Consider the following 14,858-nt stretch of genomic DNA (forward strand, 5'->3'; position numbering starts at 1 on the left):
CGCCCTAGGCTGACGCCGTGAGCAGCGACACCGAGCGGACCGGCACCGACCAGGACCGGCCCGCCACGGACGGAGGCTCCGCCCCCGCCTCCGCACCGGCGGTCCGCCGCCGCCGCTTCCCGATCCCCGCGCTGCTCGACCAGGCCTTCTTCGTCCTCGGCGGCGTCGCCGCGACCCTCCTCGCCGTCGTCCTCGTCACCGACGGCGTCCGCTCCGGCTGGGCCCAGATCGGCTTCTACGTCGCCGTCTGGGTCCTGGTCGCCTACCTCGTGCTGCCGCGGCTGCACCGGATCCTCACCCGTCTCTACGTGCCCGACTACTTCATCGGGCGCGCGCGCACCAGCGACGGCCTGCTCGGCGACCCGGTCAACCTCGCCTTCCAGGGCAGCGACGCGCAGCTCGTCCACGCGATGACCTCCTCCGGCTGGACCCGCGCCGACGAGGTCACGGTGCGCAGCAGCCGGCGGATCATCACCGCCACGCTCACCCGCCGCAGCTACCACCGCGCCCCCGTCTCGCCGCTCTTCGTGTTCGGGCGGCAGCAGGACGTCGCGTTCCAGCAGGAGGTCGCCGGCAACCCGGGCAAGCGCCACCACGTGCGCTTCTGGCGCTGCCCCGAGAACTGGTTCCTGCCCGGCGGATTCCCCGTCGAGTGGGTCGCCGCCGGCACCTTCGACCGCAGCGTCGGACTCTCGCTCTTCACCCTCCAGGTCACGCACAAGATCTCCCCCGACACCGACCAGGAGCGCGACCACATCGTGGCGAGCCTCCGCGAGCACCACCCCGAGGTGACGGTCGACGTCATCCAGGACTTCTCCACCGGCTACCACTCCCGGAACGGCGGCGGCGACTCCATCGTCACCGACGGCGATCTGCCGGTCGTCGACCTCCGCGCCATCCCCCTGCCGTCCGGGGCCGCCGAGCGCGACGCGATCGCCCCCGTCGCCGCCACCGAGCTGGCCGGTGCGCTCGGCACCTCGTCCGCGACGGTCCTCCGCCGGCCCGTCACCACGCACGTCGGCGCCCTGATGCTCGTCGCCCGCGGTCTCGCGTACGCGCTCCAGGCCGTGCTGCTGCTCGCCGGCGCCGCCTCGCTCGACGACCTGACCTGGCTCGACGGCGGCACCGCCACCGCGGGCGGGTCCACGCTCGACGAGGCCTCGACCCGGCCGATCGCGGCGGCGCTCCTCGGGGCGGCGACGCTCCTCTGGCTGCTCCTCGGCGCGCTCGTGCTCCGCGGCTCCGGGACGGCCCGCCTGCTCGCCCTCTCCTCCAGCCTGCTCAGCACGATCACCGCCTTCGCCGCGGTGCTCCAGGGCGGCGCGGCGATCAGCCTGCAGACCAACCTCGGCAGCGTCGCCTTCGACATCCTCGTGCTGCTCGCCCTCTCGAGCCGCAGCTCCCGCGACTACGCGGCCGCGAAGAGCCGGCTCCGCGCCGACCGCCGCGCCGAGAGCAGGTCGAGACGGGCCGCGCGCAGCCGGACGGGCTAGACCCCGCCGCCTCCGCCGCCGCCCCCGCCACCGCCGGAGCTGCCGCCACCGCCCGCGCCGCCGCTCGACGAGCTCGACGAGGAGCCGACGAAGCTCGACGCGGACGAGGAGAACGAGGAGATGCTCCCCGCGAACGCCGCGGCGTGGAACCCTGTCGTCCCCGAGTACCAGACCGGGCTCTCGCCCGTCTGCTCGTAGGCGGTCGCGAGTGCTGCCGACCATTCCTTCTCCAGCCCGAGGAGCACCGCCCACGGCAGCAGCCGCTCGGTCACCTCGACGACCTCGACCGGACCGACGCTGCGCCGGTCGGCGCCGCGGGGCGACTGCAGCATCGCGAACCGGTCCGCCTCCGCCAGCCGCAGGTACAGCTCGAGACCCTTCAGGTGGTCGCGCAGCTCCGCGCCGGTCGCGGTCAGCGGCACCTTCGCGAGCAGGACGCAGACCAGCGCCCCCACGACGAGCGCGGAGAGGAGCAGCACGATCGGCAGCGCCCCGCCGAGCGCCGCCCCGAGCAGGAGCGCCCCGGCCAGCACGACGCCGACGACGGCGACCACCGCGAGAACGACCAGGAGCACGGAGCCGCGCACCGTCCCGGAGCGCCGCAGTCCCTCCTCCACGACCCGCGCGGACATCACCGTCTGGAAGGACGACACCGCCTTCCCGAACTCCTTGTCCTTCCCGCTCAGGTCGCGGACGGCCCCCGGCGCGGGCGAGGGCCCGAACGCGATGTCGAAGAACTCCCGGTCGACGGGAGGGACGACGCGCGGTCGCCCGGCCCGTCGCGGCGCGGCCGTCGCCGGATCGAGCACGCGGAGGAGGAAGCCGGGCTTCCTCCCCGAGTCCTTCTCCTCGACCCGGACCAGCCCGCGGACCGCCGCGTCGAGCAGCGCCGCGGCCGGAGCACGCGAGGACCGCCCGCGCAGCGCCGCGGAGAGGAAGAGCCCCTGCGCGGGCGGCTCGTACTCGGCGATCACCGTCGGGCGCCCCGGAGCATCGCGCAGCACCGTGGCACGCCGTCGGATCGCCGCGACGAGCACGCCGAGCAGCACGAGCATCGACGCCAGCTGCACCCAGGCCCAGCCCGAGGCGAAGTAGCCGTCGTCGCGCGGCGTGAAGGTCCCCGGCGCGAATCCGACCGCGACCGTCACGTTCTCGTACGCCGCCAGGTCGGTCCCGCTCGCGGTCACCACGGCGCCGTCGCGGCCGATCGAGCAGCCGTCGGTGGAGCCGGCCGCGCCGCGGTAGCAGGACGCGGTCCCGGTCGCCGCCTCGGCCAGGCCGCCGGTGAGCCGGATCCGGACGTCGTAGCGGTCGAAGGGCTGCCGCCACTGCGTGCCGTTCGCGTCCCAGTAGAACTCGTCCTCGCCGCTCCTCGTGCCGGAGCCGGGCAGCGTCACGTCGTGCTGGGTGTAGGTGAAGACGTAGGTCTGGCTGCCGCTGACGAAGCCGTCCGCGGCGCTCGTCACGAGGAGGATCCCGTCCTCGGTCTCGGTGTCGACGGGCCGGGCCCGCCCCGTCTCGTCCGTCACCGACACCAGGTCCACGCCGGTCGGGTAGCCCTGGTACTGGAGCGGGATCGCCCGCTGCATCCCGCGGTTCTGGTCCTCGGGGAACTCGGCGACGAAGGTCTCGACCGTCGTCAGCGTCGAGCGCCCCTCGGCGTCGCGGCCGAGGTCGTAGTCGACGGCGTAGCGGGAGAAGCGGAAGTCGTCGACGCCGCGTGCTGTTCCGCCGGCGGCGGCTGCGGCGACGGCAGCGGCGGCGACCGGCTCGCCCGCGTGGACCGCCGGCAGTGGCACGGCCGCCGCCGTGGGCGCCCCCGCCAGCGCGGCCGCGAGCAGCATCCCCGCCGCTCCCGCGGACAGCCCGGATCCGCGCGCTCCGGAGCCCCGCCCCCTCGGCGTGATCGCGGACAGGAGCCGGCGGAGCGTCCTCATCATGTCCGTGAGCGTACGCGCGCGTGTTCCGCGCCACCTCCCCCTGAAGGGCGACAGGCGGGACGGACTACTGCAGCAGGAACTGCGTCGTCGACCCCGACGGGATCCCCGCGACCGAGACCGAGAGGTTGTACGCCGCGCCGCCCCCCTCGACCGCCTCGCGCCCACCGGAGCAGGTGTCCGGCGAGGAGCGGGTGCGGTCCCAGGTGATCGCGCTGCCCGTGACCGAGGTGCCGGCCTGGAGCAGGATCTCCAGGGAGGACCCGTTCGTCTGGCAGTCGGTCGAGGTCCAGACCGGGTCGGACCCGCTGGTGATCGTGAAGACCTGCCCGCTCGTCCCGGCGTCGATCACGCAGTCGGTGCTCGAGATGTTCGCGAGCGACAGCGAGAGCTGCGGCGCCTCATCGGGCCCGTAGCTCGTCGCATCGGTGACGGCCGTGACCGCGACGGTGTCGGAGGTGCAGGCGGCGGCGTCGGCGGGCGGCGAGCCCTCCGGCGCGGTGGAGGGGTAGAGCGTCGGCAGCGCCGAGGCCGTCGGGCTCGCGCTCTCGGCCATCCCGCGTGCGCCCGCCCACGGCTGCAGCGAGACCAGCGCGGCGATCCCGGCGATGATCACCAGGAGCGCGAGGATCAGGCCGGCCCTGCGCCGCCGGTAGACCCGGGAGGGCAGGCGGCGGGGAGGCGGAGTCACCGACACAGGCTACGACGCGCGAGCGCTCAGAGCGTCTTGAGCATGCGGGTGTTGCCGAGCGTGTTCGGCTTCACCCGGGCGAGGTCGAGGAACTCGGCCACGCCCTCATCAGGAGAGCGCAGCAGCTCGGCGTACACCTCGGGGTCGACGACCTTCTCGCCGATCGGCGCGTAGCCGTGGCGCTCGAAGAAGCCGACCTCGAAGGTCAGGCAGAACAGGCGCTTCAGCCCGAGCTCGCGCGCGTCGTTCTCCAGGCGCTCCAGGATGTGGTGGCCCACGCCCCGGCCGAGCCAGTCCTTCGCGACGGCGAGGGTGCGCACCTCCGCGATGTCGTCCCACATCACGTGCAGCGCGCCGCAGCCGATGGCGGTGCCGTCGCCCGACTCCGCGATCCGGAACTCCTGCACGGCGCCGTAGAGCACCACGCGGTCCTTGCCGAGGAGGATGCGCTCGTTGACGAGCGGCTCGCTGAGCTCCTGGATGAAGGGGACGTCGCTCGTGCGCGCGCGGCGCACCGGGTACTTCCAATCGGCCATCCGACAAGCGTACGGCCGAACGACGACGAGCCCGTCCCTCCGCGAGGAGGAACGGGCTCGCTGTCGTGCTGTGCGGGTGCTACGCCATCAGATCGGGCGTCGCCGGGCCGGCGGTCGCCGCTCCCGCCGTCGCACCGGCGCTGATCGAGATCAGGCGCGGCGTCGTCGTGAAGACGAACTTGCCCTCCGCGAAGTCCACGTGCACGTGGTCTCCGGCACCGAGCTGGCCGTGCAGGATCTGCTCGGACAGCTGGTCCTCGATCTCGCGCTGGATCGCGCGGCGCAGCGGGCGGGCGCCGAGGGCCGGGTCGAACCCGACCTCGATCAGCCGCTCCTTGGCCGACTGCGTCAGCTCCACCGTCATGTCGCGGTCCAGCAGGCGGTCGCCGAGGCGGCCGATGAACAGGTCGACGATCTGGAGCAGCTCGGGCTTCGACAGCTGCGGGAAGACGATGACGTCGTCCACGCGGTTGAGGAACTCGGGCTTGAAGTGCTTCTTCAGCTCCTCGTTGACCTTGCCGCGCATGCGGTCGTAGCCGGTGGCGTTCTCGCCCTCGATCTGGAACCCGACGGGACCACCGGCGATGTCACGCGCACCGAGGTTGGTGGTCATGATGATGACGGTGTTCTTGAAGTCGACGACGCGCCCCTGGCCGTCGGTCAGACGACCCTCCTCGAGGATCTGGAGGAGCGAGTTGAAGATGTCGGGGTGGGCCTTCTCGATCTCGTCGAAGAGGACCACGCTGAAGGGCTTCCGGCGGACCTTCTCGGTGAGCTGGCCGCCCTCCTCGAAGCCGACGAACCCGGGAGGGGCGCCGAACAGCCGCGAGACGGTGTGCTTCTCGCCGTACTCCGACATGTCGAGCGAGATCATCGCGTTCTCGTCGTCGAAGAGGAACTCGGCGAGCGCCTTGGCGAGCTCGGTCTTTCCGACACCGGTGGGGCCGGCGAAGATGAACGATCCCGAGGGGCGCTTGGGGTCCTTGAGGCCGGCGCGGGTGCGGCGGATGGTCCGCGAGAGGGCCGCGATGGCCTCCTCCTGGCCGATGACGCGCTGGTGCAGCGCCTTCTCCATGAAGACGAGCCGCGAGGACTCCTCCTCGGTCAGCTTGAAGACCGGGATGCCGGTCGCCTGGGCGAGGACCTCGGCGATCAGGCCCTCGTCGACGACACCGGTCGCCTTGACGTCGCCCGACTTCCACTTCTTCTCCAGGCGCAGGCGCTCACCGAGCAGCTGCTTCTCCTCGTCGCGGAGCGACGCGGCCTTCTCGAAGTCCTGGTCCTCGATCGCGGCCTCCTTCGCGGTGCGGACGACGGCGATCTTGTCGTCGAACTCGCGCAACTCCGGCGGGGCCGAGAGGATCGAGAGGCGCAGGCGGGCGCCGGCCTCGTCGATCAGGTCGATGGCCTTGTCGGGGAGGAAGCGGTCGCTGATGTAGCGGTCCGCGAGGTTGGCGGCCGAGACGATGGCACCGTCGGTGATGGACACCTTGTGGTGCGCCTCGTAGCGGTCGCGCAGGCCCTTGAGGATGTTGATGGTGTGGGGCAGCGACGGCTCCGCGACCTGGATCGGCTGGAAGCGGCGCTCGAGCGCGGCGTCCTTCTCGAAGTGCTTGCGGTACTCGTCGAGCGTGGTCGCGCCGATGGTCTGCAGCTCGCCGCGGGCGAGCAGCGGCTTGAGGATCGAGGCGGCGTCGATCGCGCCCTCCGCGGCCCCTGCGCCGACGAGGGTGTGGATCTCGTCGATGAAGGTGATGATGTCGCCGCGGGTGCGGATCTCCTTCGTCACCTTCTTGAGGCGCTCCTCGAAGTCACCGCGGTAGCGGGAGCCGGCGATGAGCGAGCCGAGGTCGAGCGTGTAGAGCTGCTTGTCCTTGAGCGTCTCGGGCACGTCGCCGCGCACGATCGCCTGGGCGAGGCCCTCGACGACGGCGGTCTTGCCGACGCCGGGCTCGCCGATCAGGACGGGGTTGTTCTTGGAGCGGCGGGAGAGGATCTGCATGACCCGCTCGATCTCCTTCTCGCGCCCGATGACCGGGTCGAGCTTGTTGTCGCGCGCCGCCTGCGTGAGGTTGCGTCCGAACTGGTCGAGGATCTGCGAGCCGCCCTGAGGCTGCTGCTGCTCACCGCCCACGGCGACCTGCTCCTTGCCCTGGTAGCCCGAGAGGAGCTGGATGACCTGCTGGCGCACCCGGTTGAGGTCGGCGCCCAGCTTGACGAGCACCTGTGCGGCGACGCCCTCGCCCTCGCGGATGAGGCCGAGCAGGATGTGCTCGGTCCCGATGTAGTTGTGGCCGAGCTGCAGCGCTTCGCGCAGGGACAGCTCGAGGACCTTCTTCGCACGCGGCGTGAAGGGGATGTGGCCGGTGGGCTGCTGCTGCCCCTGGCCGATGATGTCCTGGACCTGCTCGCGCACCGCGTCGAGCGAGATGCCGAGGGACTCGAGCGCCTTGGCGGCCACTCCCTCGCCCTCGTGGATCAGGCCGAGCAGGATGTGCTCGGTCCCGATGTAGTTGTGATTGAGCATCTTGGCCTCTTCTTGGGCCAGGACGACGACGCGCCGTGCGCGATCGGTGAATCTCTCGAACATGCTGTCACTCCCTACAGAACCCGCAGGGGTGGGCTCCGATAGCTCGACTGTAACCAGCGCTCCCCCCGGTCGGACCCCCTGTTCGCCCTGGGCGTGAGACGGGTGCCCGAGAGCGGCCGTGCGGCGGCGCCGACGCCCCGCGACACGTCCGCCTCCCGGCGGATGCGACGGGGTCTCCCGTGCGGGATCGTGACTCAGCGCACTCACCACCGAGAGCCTCGATCACCTGGGGGACCAGCACCACATGACACGACTCGCACCACCCTTCGCCCGCGGCACCGTCGCCGCCACCGCCGCCGCACTCGGCCTCGCGCTGCTGGCGGCGACGCCCGCCTCGGCCGCCGAGGTCGAGGGCGAGGAGATCTTCGAGTACAACGGAGGCGGGATCACCGTCGACGCAGGTCCCGAGTACGCCGGCTACGACGTGTTCGTGCAGTCGCAGATCCCGCGCACCGTCGAGGGCTACGAGGGCGGAGGGGTCTGGAACATCCGCAAGGCGTCGCTCGACGCCGAGGGCACCGCCCGCGTCGTCAACTTCGCCGGACCGACGAACCTCTACTTCTTCAGCCCGAGTGCCGTGCAACCCGGACTCGAGCTGCCCGAGCCCGACGCGACGGCGGCCATCTACCGCGGCGGCGAGATCGAGTACGACGTCGACCCCGAGGCCGGCACCGCCGTCGTCGACGGGGCCGTCCCGACGGTCGTGGCGCCCGCGCTGGCCGACCTGCAGACGTACGGCACCCCGCTCACGCTCGCGACCGTCCAGCCGTCGAGCTACACGGTCGACGAGGCGTTCGATCTCACCTTCTCCGAGCTCTACTGGGCGGCGCCCGGCGACCTGGACGGCCAGTCGACCAGCACGGTCGTCTACTCGGAGCCGACCACCATCGGCACCTCGACGATCGCCGGCGGGTCGGTGACCACCACGATCGGCGCCGAGTACACCACCGACCCGCACACGGTCGCGCTGCTGGACGGCTACGGCCGCGTGCTGTCGGCCGCGACGCTCGACGGCGGCGCCGCCGCTCCCGAGGCCGAGCCGACGGCGACCCCGACCGCGACTGCGACGCCGGTGGCCGTGGCCCCGGTCTCGAACAGCGGATCGAAGCCGGGCGCGAAGCCCGGCGCGCACCTGGCGGAGACCGGCGTCGAGGCCGGCTCGATCGCCCTGCTGGCGAGCGGCCTGCTCGCCGCGGGACTCGGCGGACTCGTCCTGGCACGACGCCGCCGCGCGAGCGCCTGACGATCGATCGGGCGGGCGGCCCGTCGTGCCTCGGCACGGCGGGCCGCCCGCCCGTTCGTCGCTCTCTGCTCGCACCGTCGGGCGCCTCGCGTCCTGGAGCGGGTCCGGCCCGCTCGAACACGATGTCCCGATTCGGCGACGGCCGTCTCGAAGGGCTTGCGCGCGGGCGCTCCGCCCCCCGAGAGTGAGCCGACGACCTCGACGACGACGGTCGCCACCACCGGGGGACACACCGCATGAACCGCTCGACCCGCCCGCTCCGCCCGCTCCGCCCGCTTCTCGGCTGCGCTCTCGCCGCGACGGCCGCCGTGGGCCTCGCCCTGACCGTCGCCGCGCCGGCCTCGGCCGACACGCCCTACGACCCGCTGGACTGGCAGGACGCGATCCTCTTCAACGGCGGCGGCATCTCGATCGACGCCGGCCCCGAGTACGCCGGCTACGACGTCTTCGTCCAGGCGCAGCTGCCGGTCGGCGCCCGAGGGAGCCGCGGCGAGTGGGTCCTCAAGAAGGCGTCGCTCGATTCGGAGGGTGACGCCCTCGTCCACAACTTCGCCGGCCCGGTCAACCTGTACTTCTTCAGCCCGAGCTCGCCCGAGGTCGGGCTCGAGCTCCCGGAGCCCGCCGCGACCGCGGCGATCTACCGCAATGAGGAGATCGCGTACGACGTCGACCCGGCGGCGGGGACCGCGGTCGTCGACGGCGACGTCCCCTCCGTCACGCCGCCGGCCCTCGAGAACTTCGAGATCTACCTCGCCGACTTCACCGACGCGTCGGTCGCGCCCTCGAGCTACCTGGTGGGCGAGAGCTTCGACCTGACCTTCTCGGACCTGTACTGGGCGACCGAGGGCGATCTCGACGGCCTGGCCACCAGCACCGTGATCTACTCCGAGCCGACCACGATCGGCACCTCCGCGATCACCGGCGGCGCCGTGACCACCACCATCGGCGCCGAGTACACGACCGAGCCGCACACCCTCGCCCTGATGGACGACTACGGTCGCGTGCTCGCGAGCGCCACCCTCGACGGCGGCGCCGCCGCGGGCTCCGAGCCCGTGGGCACCACCGAGCCGACCACCCCGTCCGCCACCCCCGTCGCCGCGGCACCTGCCTCGAGCACCGGATCGAAGCCGGGCGGACCCCGCCTGGCCGAGACCGGCCTCGAGGGCGGGGCCACCGCACTGCTGGGCTCGGCCCTCCTCCTGGCGGGCGGAGCCGGACTCGTCGTGGCGCGCCGTCGGCGCGCGAGAGCCTGACGCGCCATGCGGGAGCGGACGGCGGGCCGAGCCGCCCGCCCGCTCCCGGCACGACGAGGCGAGCGCTGCTGGCGGTGCTCGCCTCCTCCGTGCTGCCCGGACTCGGGCACCGGATGCTCGGCCGACCGCGTGCGGCCGCCGTCCGCGCCGGCCTCGCCGTGCTCGTCGTGCTGGGCATCGCCCTCGGCGCCTGGACCGCGGTCTCCGACCCGGCAGCACTCGTCGGGGCCGCGACCGACACCCGCGTCCTGCTGCTGCTCGGCGCGTTCGGCGCGCTGATCGGCCTGCTCTGGATCTCCGGCCCGATCGCCGCCGCCCTGCTCGCCCGGCGCACCGCGGTGCCGCGGGCGGCCCTCGCGCTCGTCACCGCGCTGGCCGTGCTCGCGCCCCTCGGGGCGACGACCTGGTGGGTCTCGACCGTCGCCGCGCAGCACCGCCTGCTGACGGCGGTCTCGGCCTCCGGACGCGGCCTGGAGCCCGTCGACGGCCGCTACACGATCCTGCTGATGGGCCTCGACGACGACCCCCTGCGCGACCAGGTCCTCCTGCCCGACTCCCTCACCGTCGTCAGCGTCGACGCCGTGACGGGGCGCAGCGTGCTGCTCGGCGTCCCGCGCACCGCCGCCAACTTCCTCTACCCGCCCGGCTCGGCGCTGGCGGCGGCCCTGCCCGAGGGGACCCGCTGCCTCGCCGGCTGCGGCGTCAACCACACCTACCAGTACGGGCTCGAGCACCCGGAGCTCTACCCCGGCAGCGCGGACCCGGGCGCGGACGCCGTGCGGGAGGCGGTCAGCGGCTACACGGGGCTGCCCGTGCAGGCGACGGTGTCGATCCGGATGACCGGCTTCGTCGAGCTCATCGACGCGCTGGGCGGCGTCTCGGTCGTGGTCGGCCGCCCGGTCCTCCAGGCGGGCGTGCCCGACGACGGCAGCGGGCGACCCGTCGAGTACGGTCCGCCGATCGAGGCGGGACTCCAGCACCTCGACGGCAGCGAGGCGCTCTGGTTCGCCCGGTCGCGGGTGAACACCTCCGACGCCGACCGGTCCGAGCGGCAGGGCTGCCTGCAGGCCGCGCTGTTCCGCCAGGCCGACCCGCTGACGGTTCTGACGCGCTTCCAGGCGATCGCCCGAGCCGGCGGCGAGAACGTCTCGACGAGTCTCCCGGCCGAGTCGCTGCCGGCCCTCGCCCGGCTCGCCGTCTCGGCCCGCGAGCACCCCCTCCTGCGCGTCGAGCTCGGCCTGCCGCTGACCCTGCCCGAGCAGCCCGACATCGATCTGGTCCACCGGACCGTCGCCGAGGCGATCGCCGGGACCGGCGAGGAGGACGCCGCGACGATCGAGGTGCCGCCGGCGGACGCTCCCCTCGAGGCGCCCGCCGCCGCCGCCGCCCCGGTCGATCCGGACGCGGCGGAGCCCGCCTGCAGCGTTCCGTGAGCAGCCGCCGAAACTCCATGCAGAGGCATACACTTCGGGGATGAGCGACCTCGAGAAGCACCCGGAGGAGCACCCGGTGCCCTCCGCCCGCAGCACCGCCGTCGAGGCTCCCGCCGTCGAGGCCCCTGCGGTCGAGATCCTCGAGGCGCGCCTGGTGCCGCTCGGCGGCCCCCGCGCGATCGAGGTGCGGCGCACCCTCCCCCAGCGCTCGCGCTCCACGATCGGCGCCTGGTGCTTCGCCGACCACTATGGTCCGGTGCACCTCGGCGAGGAGGCGGGAATGGACGTCCCGCCGCACCCGCACACCGGGCTGCAGACGGTCAGCTGGCTCTTCGAGGGCGAGATCGACCACCGCGACAGCGTCGGGAGCCACCAGCTGGTGCGGCCGGGCGAGCTCAACCTGATGACCGCCGGGCGGGGCATCTCGCACTCCGAGGTCTCCACCGGCGCCGAGCCCGTCCTGCACGGTGTGCAGCTCTGGGTCGCGCTGCCCGAGGAGGCGCGCCTGGGCGAGCCGTTCTTCGAGCACCACCGCGGCGTCCGGGTGGAGCTGCCCGGTGCGACGGCGCAGGTCTTCGTCGGCGAGCTGCTCGGCGCCTCCGTGCCCGCGAGCGTGTTCACCCCGCTCGTCGCCGCTCAGCTCGACCTCGAGCCGGGCGCCCGCGTCGAGATCCCGCTCGAGGCGGCGTGGGAGCACGGCGTGCTGGTCGACGCCGGCCCGCTCGAGGTGGACGGCGTCGACGTCCCCCGCTCCGACCTCGGCTACCTCGCTCCGGGCCGCGACGTGCTGGTGCTGACGGCCGGGGACGAGGGCGCCCGGGTCGTCCTGATCGGCGGCGAGCCGTTCCCCGACCAGCTGGTGATGTGGTGGAACTTCGTCGGCCGCAGCCACGACGATGTCGCCGCCGCGCGCGAGCGCTGGCAGAGCGACGTCATCGCGGGCGGCGACGCCGACGGGCCGTTCGGCACGGTCGCGGACTACCCGGGGCGGGCACTGCCGGCGCCGACCCTGCCGACCGTCCGGCTGAAGCCGCGCCGACGCGCCTGAGCGCGCCGGCGCCGGCCCGGATCAGGAGGCTAGGCTCAGGCGGCCTCGGCCGCCTTCTCCTTCTCCTTCGCCGCTCGCTTCTCCGCCGCCTCGCGGTCGGTCGCCTCGGCGGTCTCGCGGAACGCGCGGCGCGGATCCTGCAGCGCACTCATCGGCGACAGGTCACGGCGCGAGACCGCGTCGACGACCCAGCCGGCGATGATGCGCCACTTGCGGTCGAACGTCGGCATGGCCGCCCCGTGGTACGCCCGGTGCGCGAGCCAGGCGGGCACTCCGCGGAGCTTCACGCCCTTGATGACCCCCGCGCCCTTGCCGATCCCGTACTCGGCGACCGTGCCGACGGACACGTGCCGGTACTCCTCGACCGGGCCGCCGGTGATGTCGGCGATGATGTTGCGCGCCAGCAGCTTGGCCTGGCGGACGGCGTTCTGGGCGTTCGGCGGGTAGTACGCGGGCTGCTTCGCGGCGGTGAGGTCGGGCACCTGCGCGCCGTCGCCGGCCGCCCAGGCCGAGCCGACGGGCTCGCCGTCCTCGGTGATCACCCGGAGGCGCGCGTCGGCCATCACGTGGCCCTTCGGCCCGCGGGGCGCATCGGTCGCGTCGAGGATCGGGTTGGGCTTCACGCCCGCGGTCCACACGATCGTCGCGGCAGGGATCCGCTCGCCGCTGGAGAGCTCGACCACGCCGTCCTCGCAGGAGGGCATCGTCGTCTTCAGGTGCACGTGCACGCCGCGCTCGCGGAGGTGGTCGAGCGTCCAGACCGAGAGCTCCGGGCCGACCTCGGGCGCGACCCGGTCGAGCGCCTCGACGAGGTGCCAGGTGACGTCGCCCATCGACAGCGAGGGCTGCGCGGCGAGGGTGCGGCGGCTGAGGTCGAGCAGCTCGCTGAGCGCCTCGACCCCGGTGTAGCCGCCGCCGACGAAGACGAAGGTGAGCAGGCGCCGGCGCTCGGTCGGATCGGTGGTCAGCGCGGCCTTCGCGATGTTCTCGATGACGCGGTCGCGCAGGTGCGCCGCCTCCTCGACCGTCTTGAAGCCGATGGCGTGCTCGGCGAGACCGGGTGTCGGGAAGGTGCGGGTCACCGCGCCGAGTGCGAAGACGACGTGGTCGAAGGGCAGCGTGCGGCTGGTGCCGTCCATCGCCGCGACCGTCGCCGAGCGCTCGGCCAGGCTGACGCCGGTGATCGCGCCGCGGACGATGCGGGTGCGCTTCAGCGCCTGCACCAGCGGTACCGTGACGTGGCGCGGCTGGACGTGCCCGCCGGCCACCTCGGGGAGGAGCGGCTGGTAGGTCATGTAGGGGTTCGGCTCGACGACCGTGACGTCGATCGGCGTCGCTCCCCGGAGCTTCTCGAGGCCCCAGGCCGTGTAGAGGCCGACGTAGCCGCCGCCGAGGATGAGGATGCGCGTCGTTCTGCTCGCCGCCATGACGTTCCCTTCTGAAGTGCCGGCCCCGGAAGGACCGACGGCCCACCGTGCTGAGGACGCTCCGACGCTACGCCGGGCGCCTCGGACAGCACAGGGCCTTGCGCGAGTCGTCGTCACCCGCAAGCGACGAGGGCGGGCGAGGATCGGCGGCGCAGCGGGCGAGGGCCGGCTCAGCCCGCGGCGAGGTCCTCGCCGTTCAGACGGCGCCGGTACTCGCTCGGGGACAGCCCCGTCTCGGTCGCGATCGCGCGCCGCAGCCGCTCGGGCGACGAGAAGCCGGAGCGCCGGGCGATGTCGCTGAGCGGGAGGATGCTCGACTCCGGCGTGCCGACCAGGCGCAGCGCGTTCTCGGTGCGGACGTCGGAGATGAGCCGGCGCAGGGTCGAGCCGCGCTCGTCGGCCACCGCGCGCTGCAGCGTCCGCAGGCTGACCCGGCAGCGCCGCGCCACCGTGCTCGGGTCGAGCGTCGGGTCGCTGTAGTCGGCCTGGATCACCTGCAGGGCGGCCTCGACCATGTCGTGCAGGCCCAGGCGCTCGCGCGAGCCCTCCTCCCGCTCCGAGCCGAGCAGCCGGGCGAGGCGCAGGACGGTGCCCTCGAGGTACTCGGCCTGCACCGGGTTCTCCGGGTCGAGCTCGGCCAGGAAAGCCCGCAGCATCGTCCGCGCGGTGGCCGTCGTCGAGGTGGCGGGGACGAGCCGGACCGGGTCGGTGCGGCGGCGCTCCGAGACGCCGTTGTCGGCGCAGAGCACGAGGAAGCGGGCCGGGCGGGAGGTGCGGATGACGACCGGATCCTCCGTGGAGAGGGCGAGCCCGCCCTCCTCGACCTCGAGCAGGCCGGACGTCGTGTCGACGGCGAGGACGCCGTCCATCGGCAGGAGGAAGACGGAGGACCCGTCGACCGCGCTCGTTCCGGGCCAGCGGACGGCGAACGCCGTCGAGACGACGTGGATCACGCGGACGCGCTCGGTCGCGGCGATGGCGAGGTCCATCCGGAAGCCGGCCGACGTCGGGACGGAGACGTCGACCGTGCGGCGCAGCGCCGAGGCGCCCGCTGAGCCCCGGAGCCGCACGGCGCGCGCGCCGGCGCTCAGCGGGACGCAGAGCGGGTTCAGATGTGAGGGACGAGGGATCACGGTGGCGACTCCGATCGAAGAGGAGCGGACGTCGAGGAACGTTCGCCTTCGGAGCGTAACAAGAAGTGAGAGAG

Annotated in this window: 11 protein-coding genes; 5 read left to right on the plus strand and 6 right to left on the minus strand. The window is 73.3% G+C overall.

Going from position 1 to position 14,858, the window contains the following annotated elements:
* Positions 1-17: 17 nt before the first annotated feature.
* Positions 18-1,493 carry an LssY C-terminal domain-containing protein gene (locus EDF17_RS08985; RefSeq protein ID WP_123446783.1) on the plus strand — a complete coding sequence of 492 codons (1,476 nt, stop codon included), beginning with the start codon at positions 18-20 and terminating at the stop codon, positions 1,491-1,493.
* On the opposite strand, the gene EDF17_RS08990 is transcribed toward EDF17_RS08985, so the two are convergent.
* From EDF17_RS08990 to EDF17_RS09005, 4 genes are all read right to left on the minus strand, one after another.
* Positions 1,490-3,433, minus strand: a complete 1,944-nt coding sequence (locus EDF17_RS08990) for a DUF2207 domain-containing protein (RefSeq protein WP_123446784.1) — start codon at positions 3,431-3,433, stop codon at positions 1,490-1,492. The two genes, EDF17_RS08985 and EDF17_RS08990, sit on opposite strands and share 4 nt — an antisense overlap.
* A gap of 64 nt (positions 3,434-3,497) precedes the next feature.
* Positions 3,498-4,121 carry a hypothetical protein gene (locus EDF17_RS08995; RefSeq protein WP_133671966.1) on the minus strand — a complete coding sequence of 208 codons (624 nt, stop codon included), beginning with the start codon at positions 4,119-4,121 and terminating at the stop codon, positions 3,498-3,500.
* 26 nt (positions 4,122-4,147) lie between these two features.
* Positions 4,148-4,657, minus strand: a complete 510-nt coding sequence (locus tag EDF17_RS09000; protein WP_123446786.1) for an amino-acid N-acetyltransferase — start codon at positions 4,655-4,657, stop codon at positions 4,148-4,150.
* A 79-nt stretch (positions 4,658-4,736) separates the two neighbouring features.
* Entirely contained in the window at positions 4,737-7,247 is a 2,511-nt protein-coding gene (locus EDF17_RS09005; protein WP_123446787.1) for an ATP-dependent Clp protease ATP-binding subunit, read from the minus strand.
* 244 nt (positions 7,248-7,491) lie between these two features.
* On the opposite strand from EDF17_RS09005, the gene EDF17_RS20135 reads away from it, so the two are divergent.
* From EDF17_RS20135 to EDF17_RS09025, 4 genes are all read left to right on the plus strand, one after another.
* Positions 7,492-8,490, plus strand: a complete 999-nt coding sequence (locus tag EDF17_RS20135) for an LPXTG cell wall anchor domain-containing protein (protein WP_208110591.1) — start codon at positions 7,492-7,494, stop codon at positions 8,488-8,490.
* A 236-nt stretch (positions 8,491-8,726) separates the two neighbouring features.
* The gene (locus EDF17_RS19795) at positions 8,727-9,743 is read left to right on the plus strand and encodes an LPXTG cell wall anchor domain-containing protein (protein WP_166649633.1); all 1,017 of its coding nucleotides are present in this window, start codon (positions 8,727-8,729) and stop codon (positions 9,741-9,743) included.
* A 74-nt stretch (positions 9,744-9,817) separates the two neighbouring features.
* Complete coding sequence (locus tag EDF17_RS09020) at positions 9,818-11,176, plus strand: LCP family protein (RefSeq protein ID WP_123446788.1); 1,359 nt, start codon at positions 9,818-9,820, stop codon at positions 11,174-11,176.
* A gap of 40 nt (positions 11,177-11,216) precedes the next feature.
* A complete protein-coding gene (locus EDF17_RS09025; RefSeq protein ID WP_123446789.1) occupies positions 11,217-12,224 on the plus strand; it encodes a pirin family protein in 1,008 nt (335 codons plus the stop codon).
* A 35-nt stretch (positions 12,225-12,259) separates the two neighbouring features.
* Here EDF17_RS09025 and EDF17_RS09030 read toward each other — a convergent pair whose 3' ends face one another.
* Positions 12,260-13,651 carry an FAD-dependent oxidoreductase gene (locus EDF17_RS09030; protein WP_123446790.1) on the minus strand — a complete coding sequence of 464 codons (1,392 nt, stop codon included), beginning with the start codon at positions 13,649-13,651 and terminating at the stop codon, positions 12,260-12,262.
* Positions 13,652-13,821: 170 nt separating this feature from the next.
* Entirely contained in the window at positions 13,822-14,784 is a 963-nt protein-coding gene (locus tag EDF17_RS09035; protein ID WP_123446791.1) for an AraC family transcriptional regulator, read from the minus strand.
* Between the last annotated feature and the right edge of the window lie 74 nt (positions 14,785-14,858).

The sequence above is a fragment of the Rathayibacter sp. PhB1 genome (genome assembly GCF_004362935.1).
Lineage (GTDB): Bacteria > Actinomycetota > Actinomycetes > Actinomycetales > Microbacteriaceae > Rathayibacter > Rathayibacter festucae.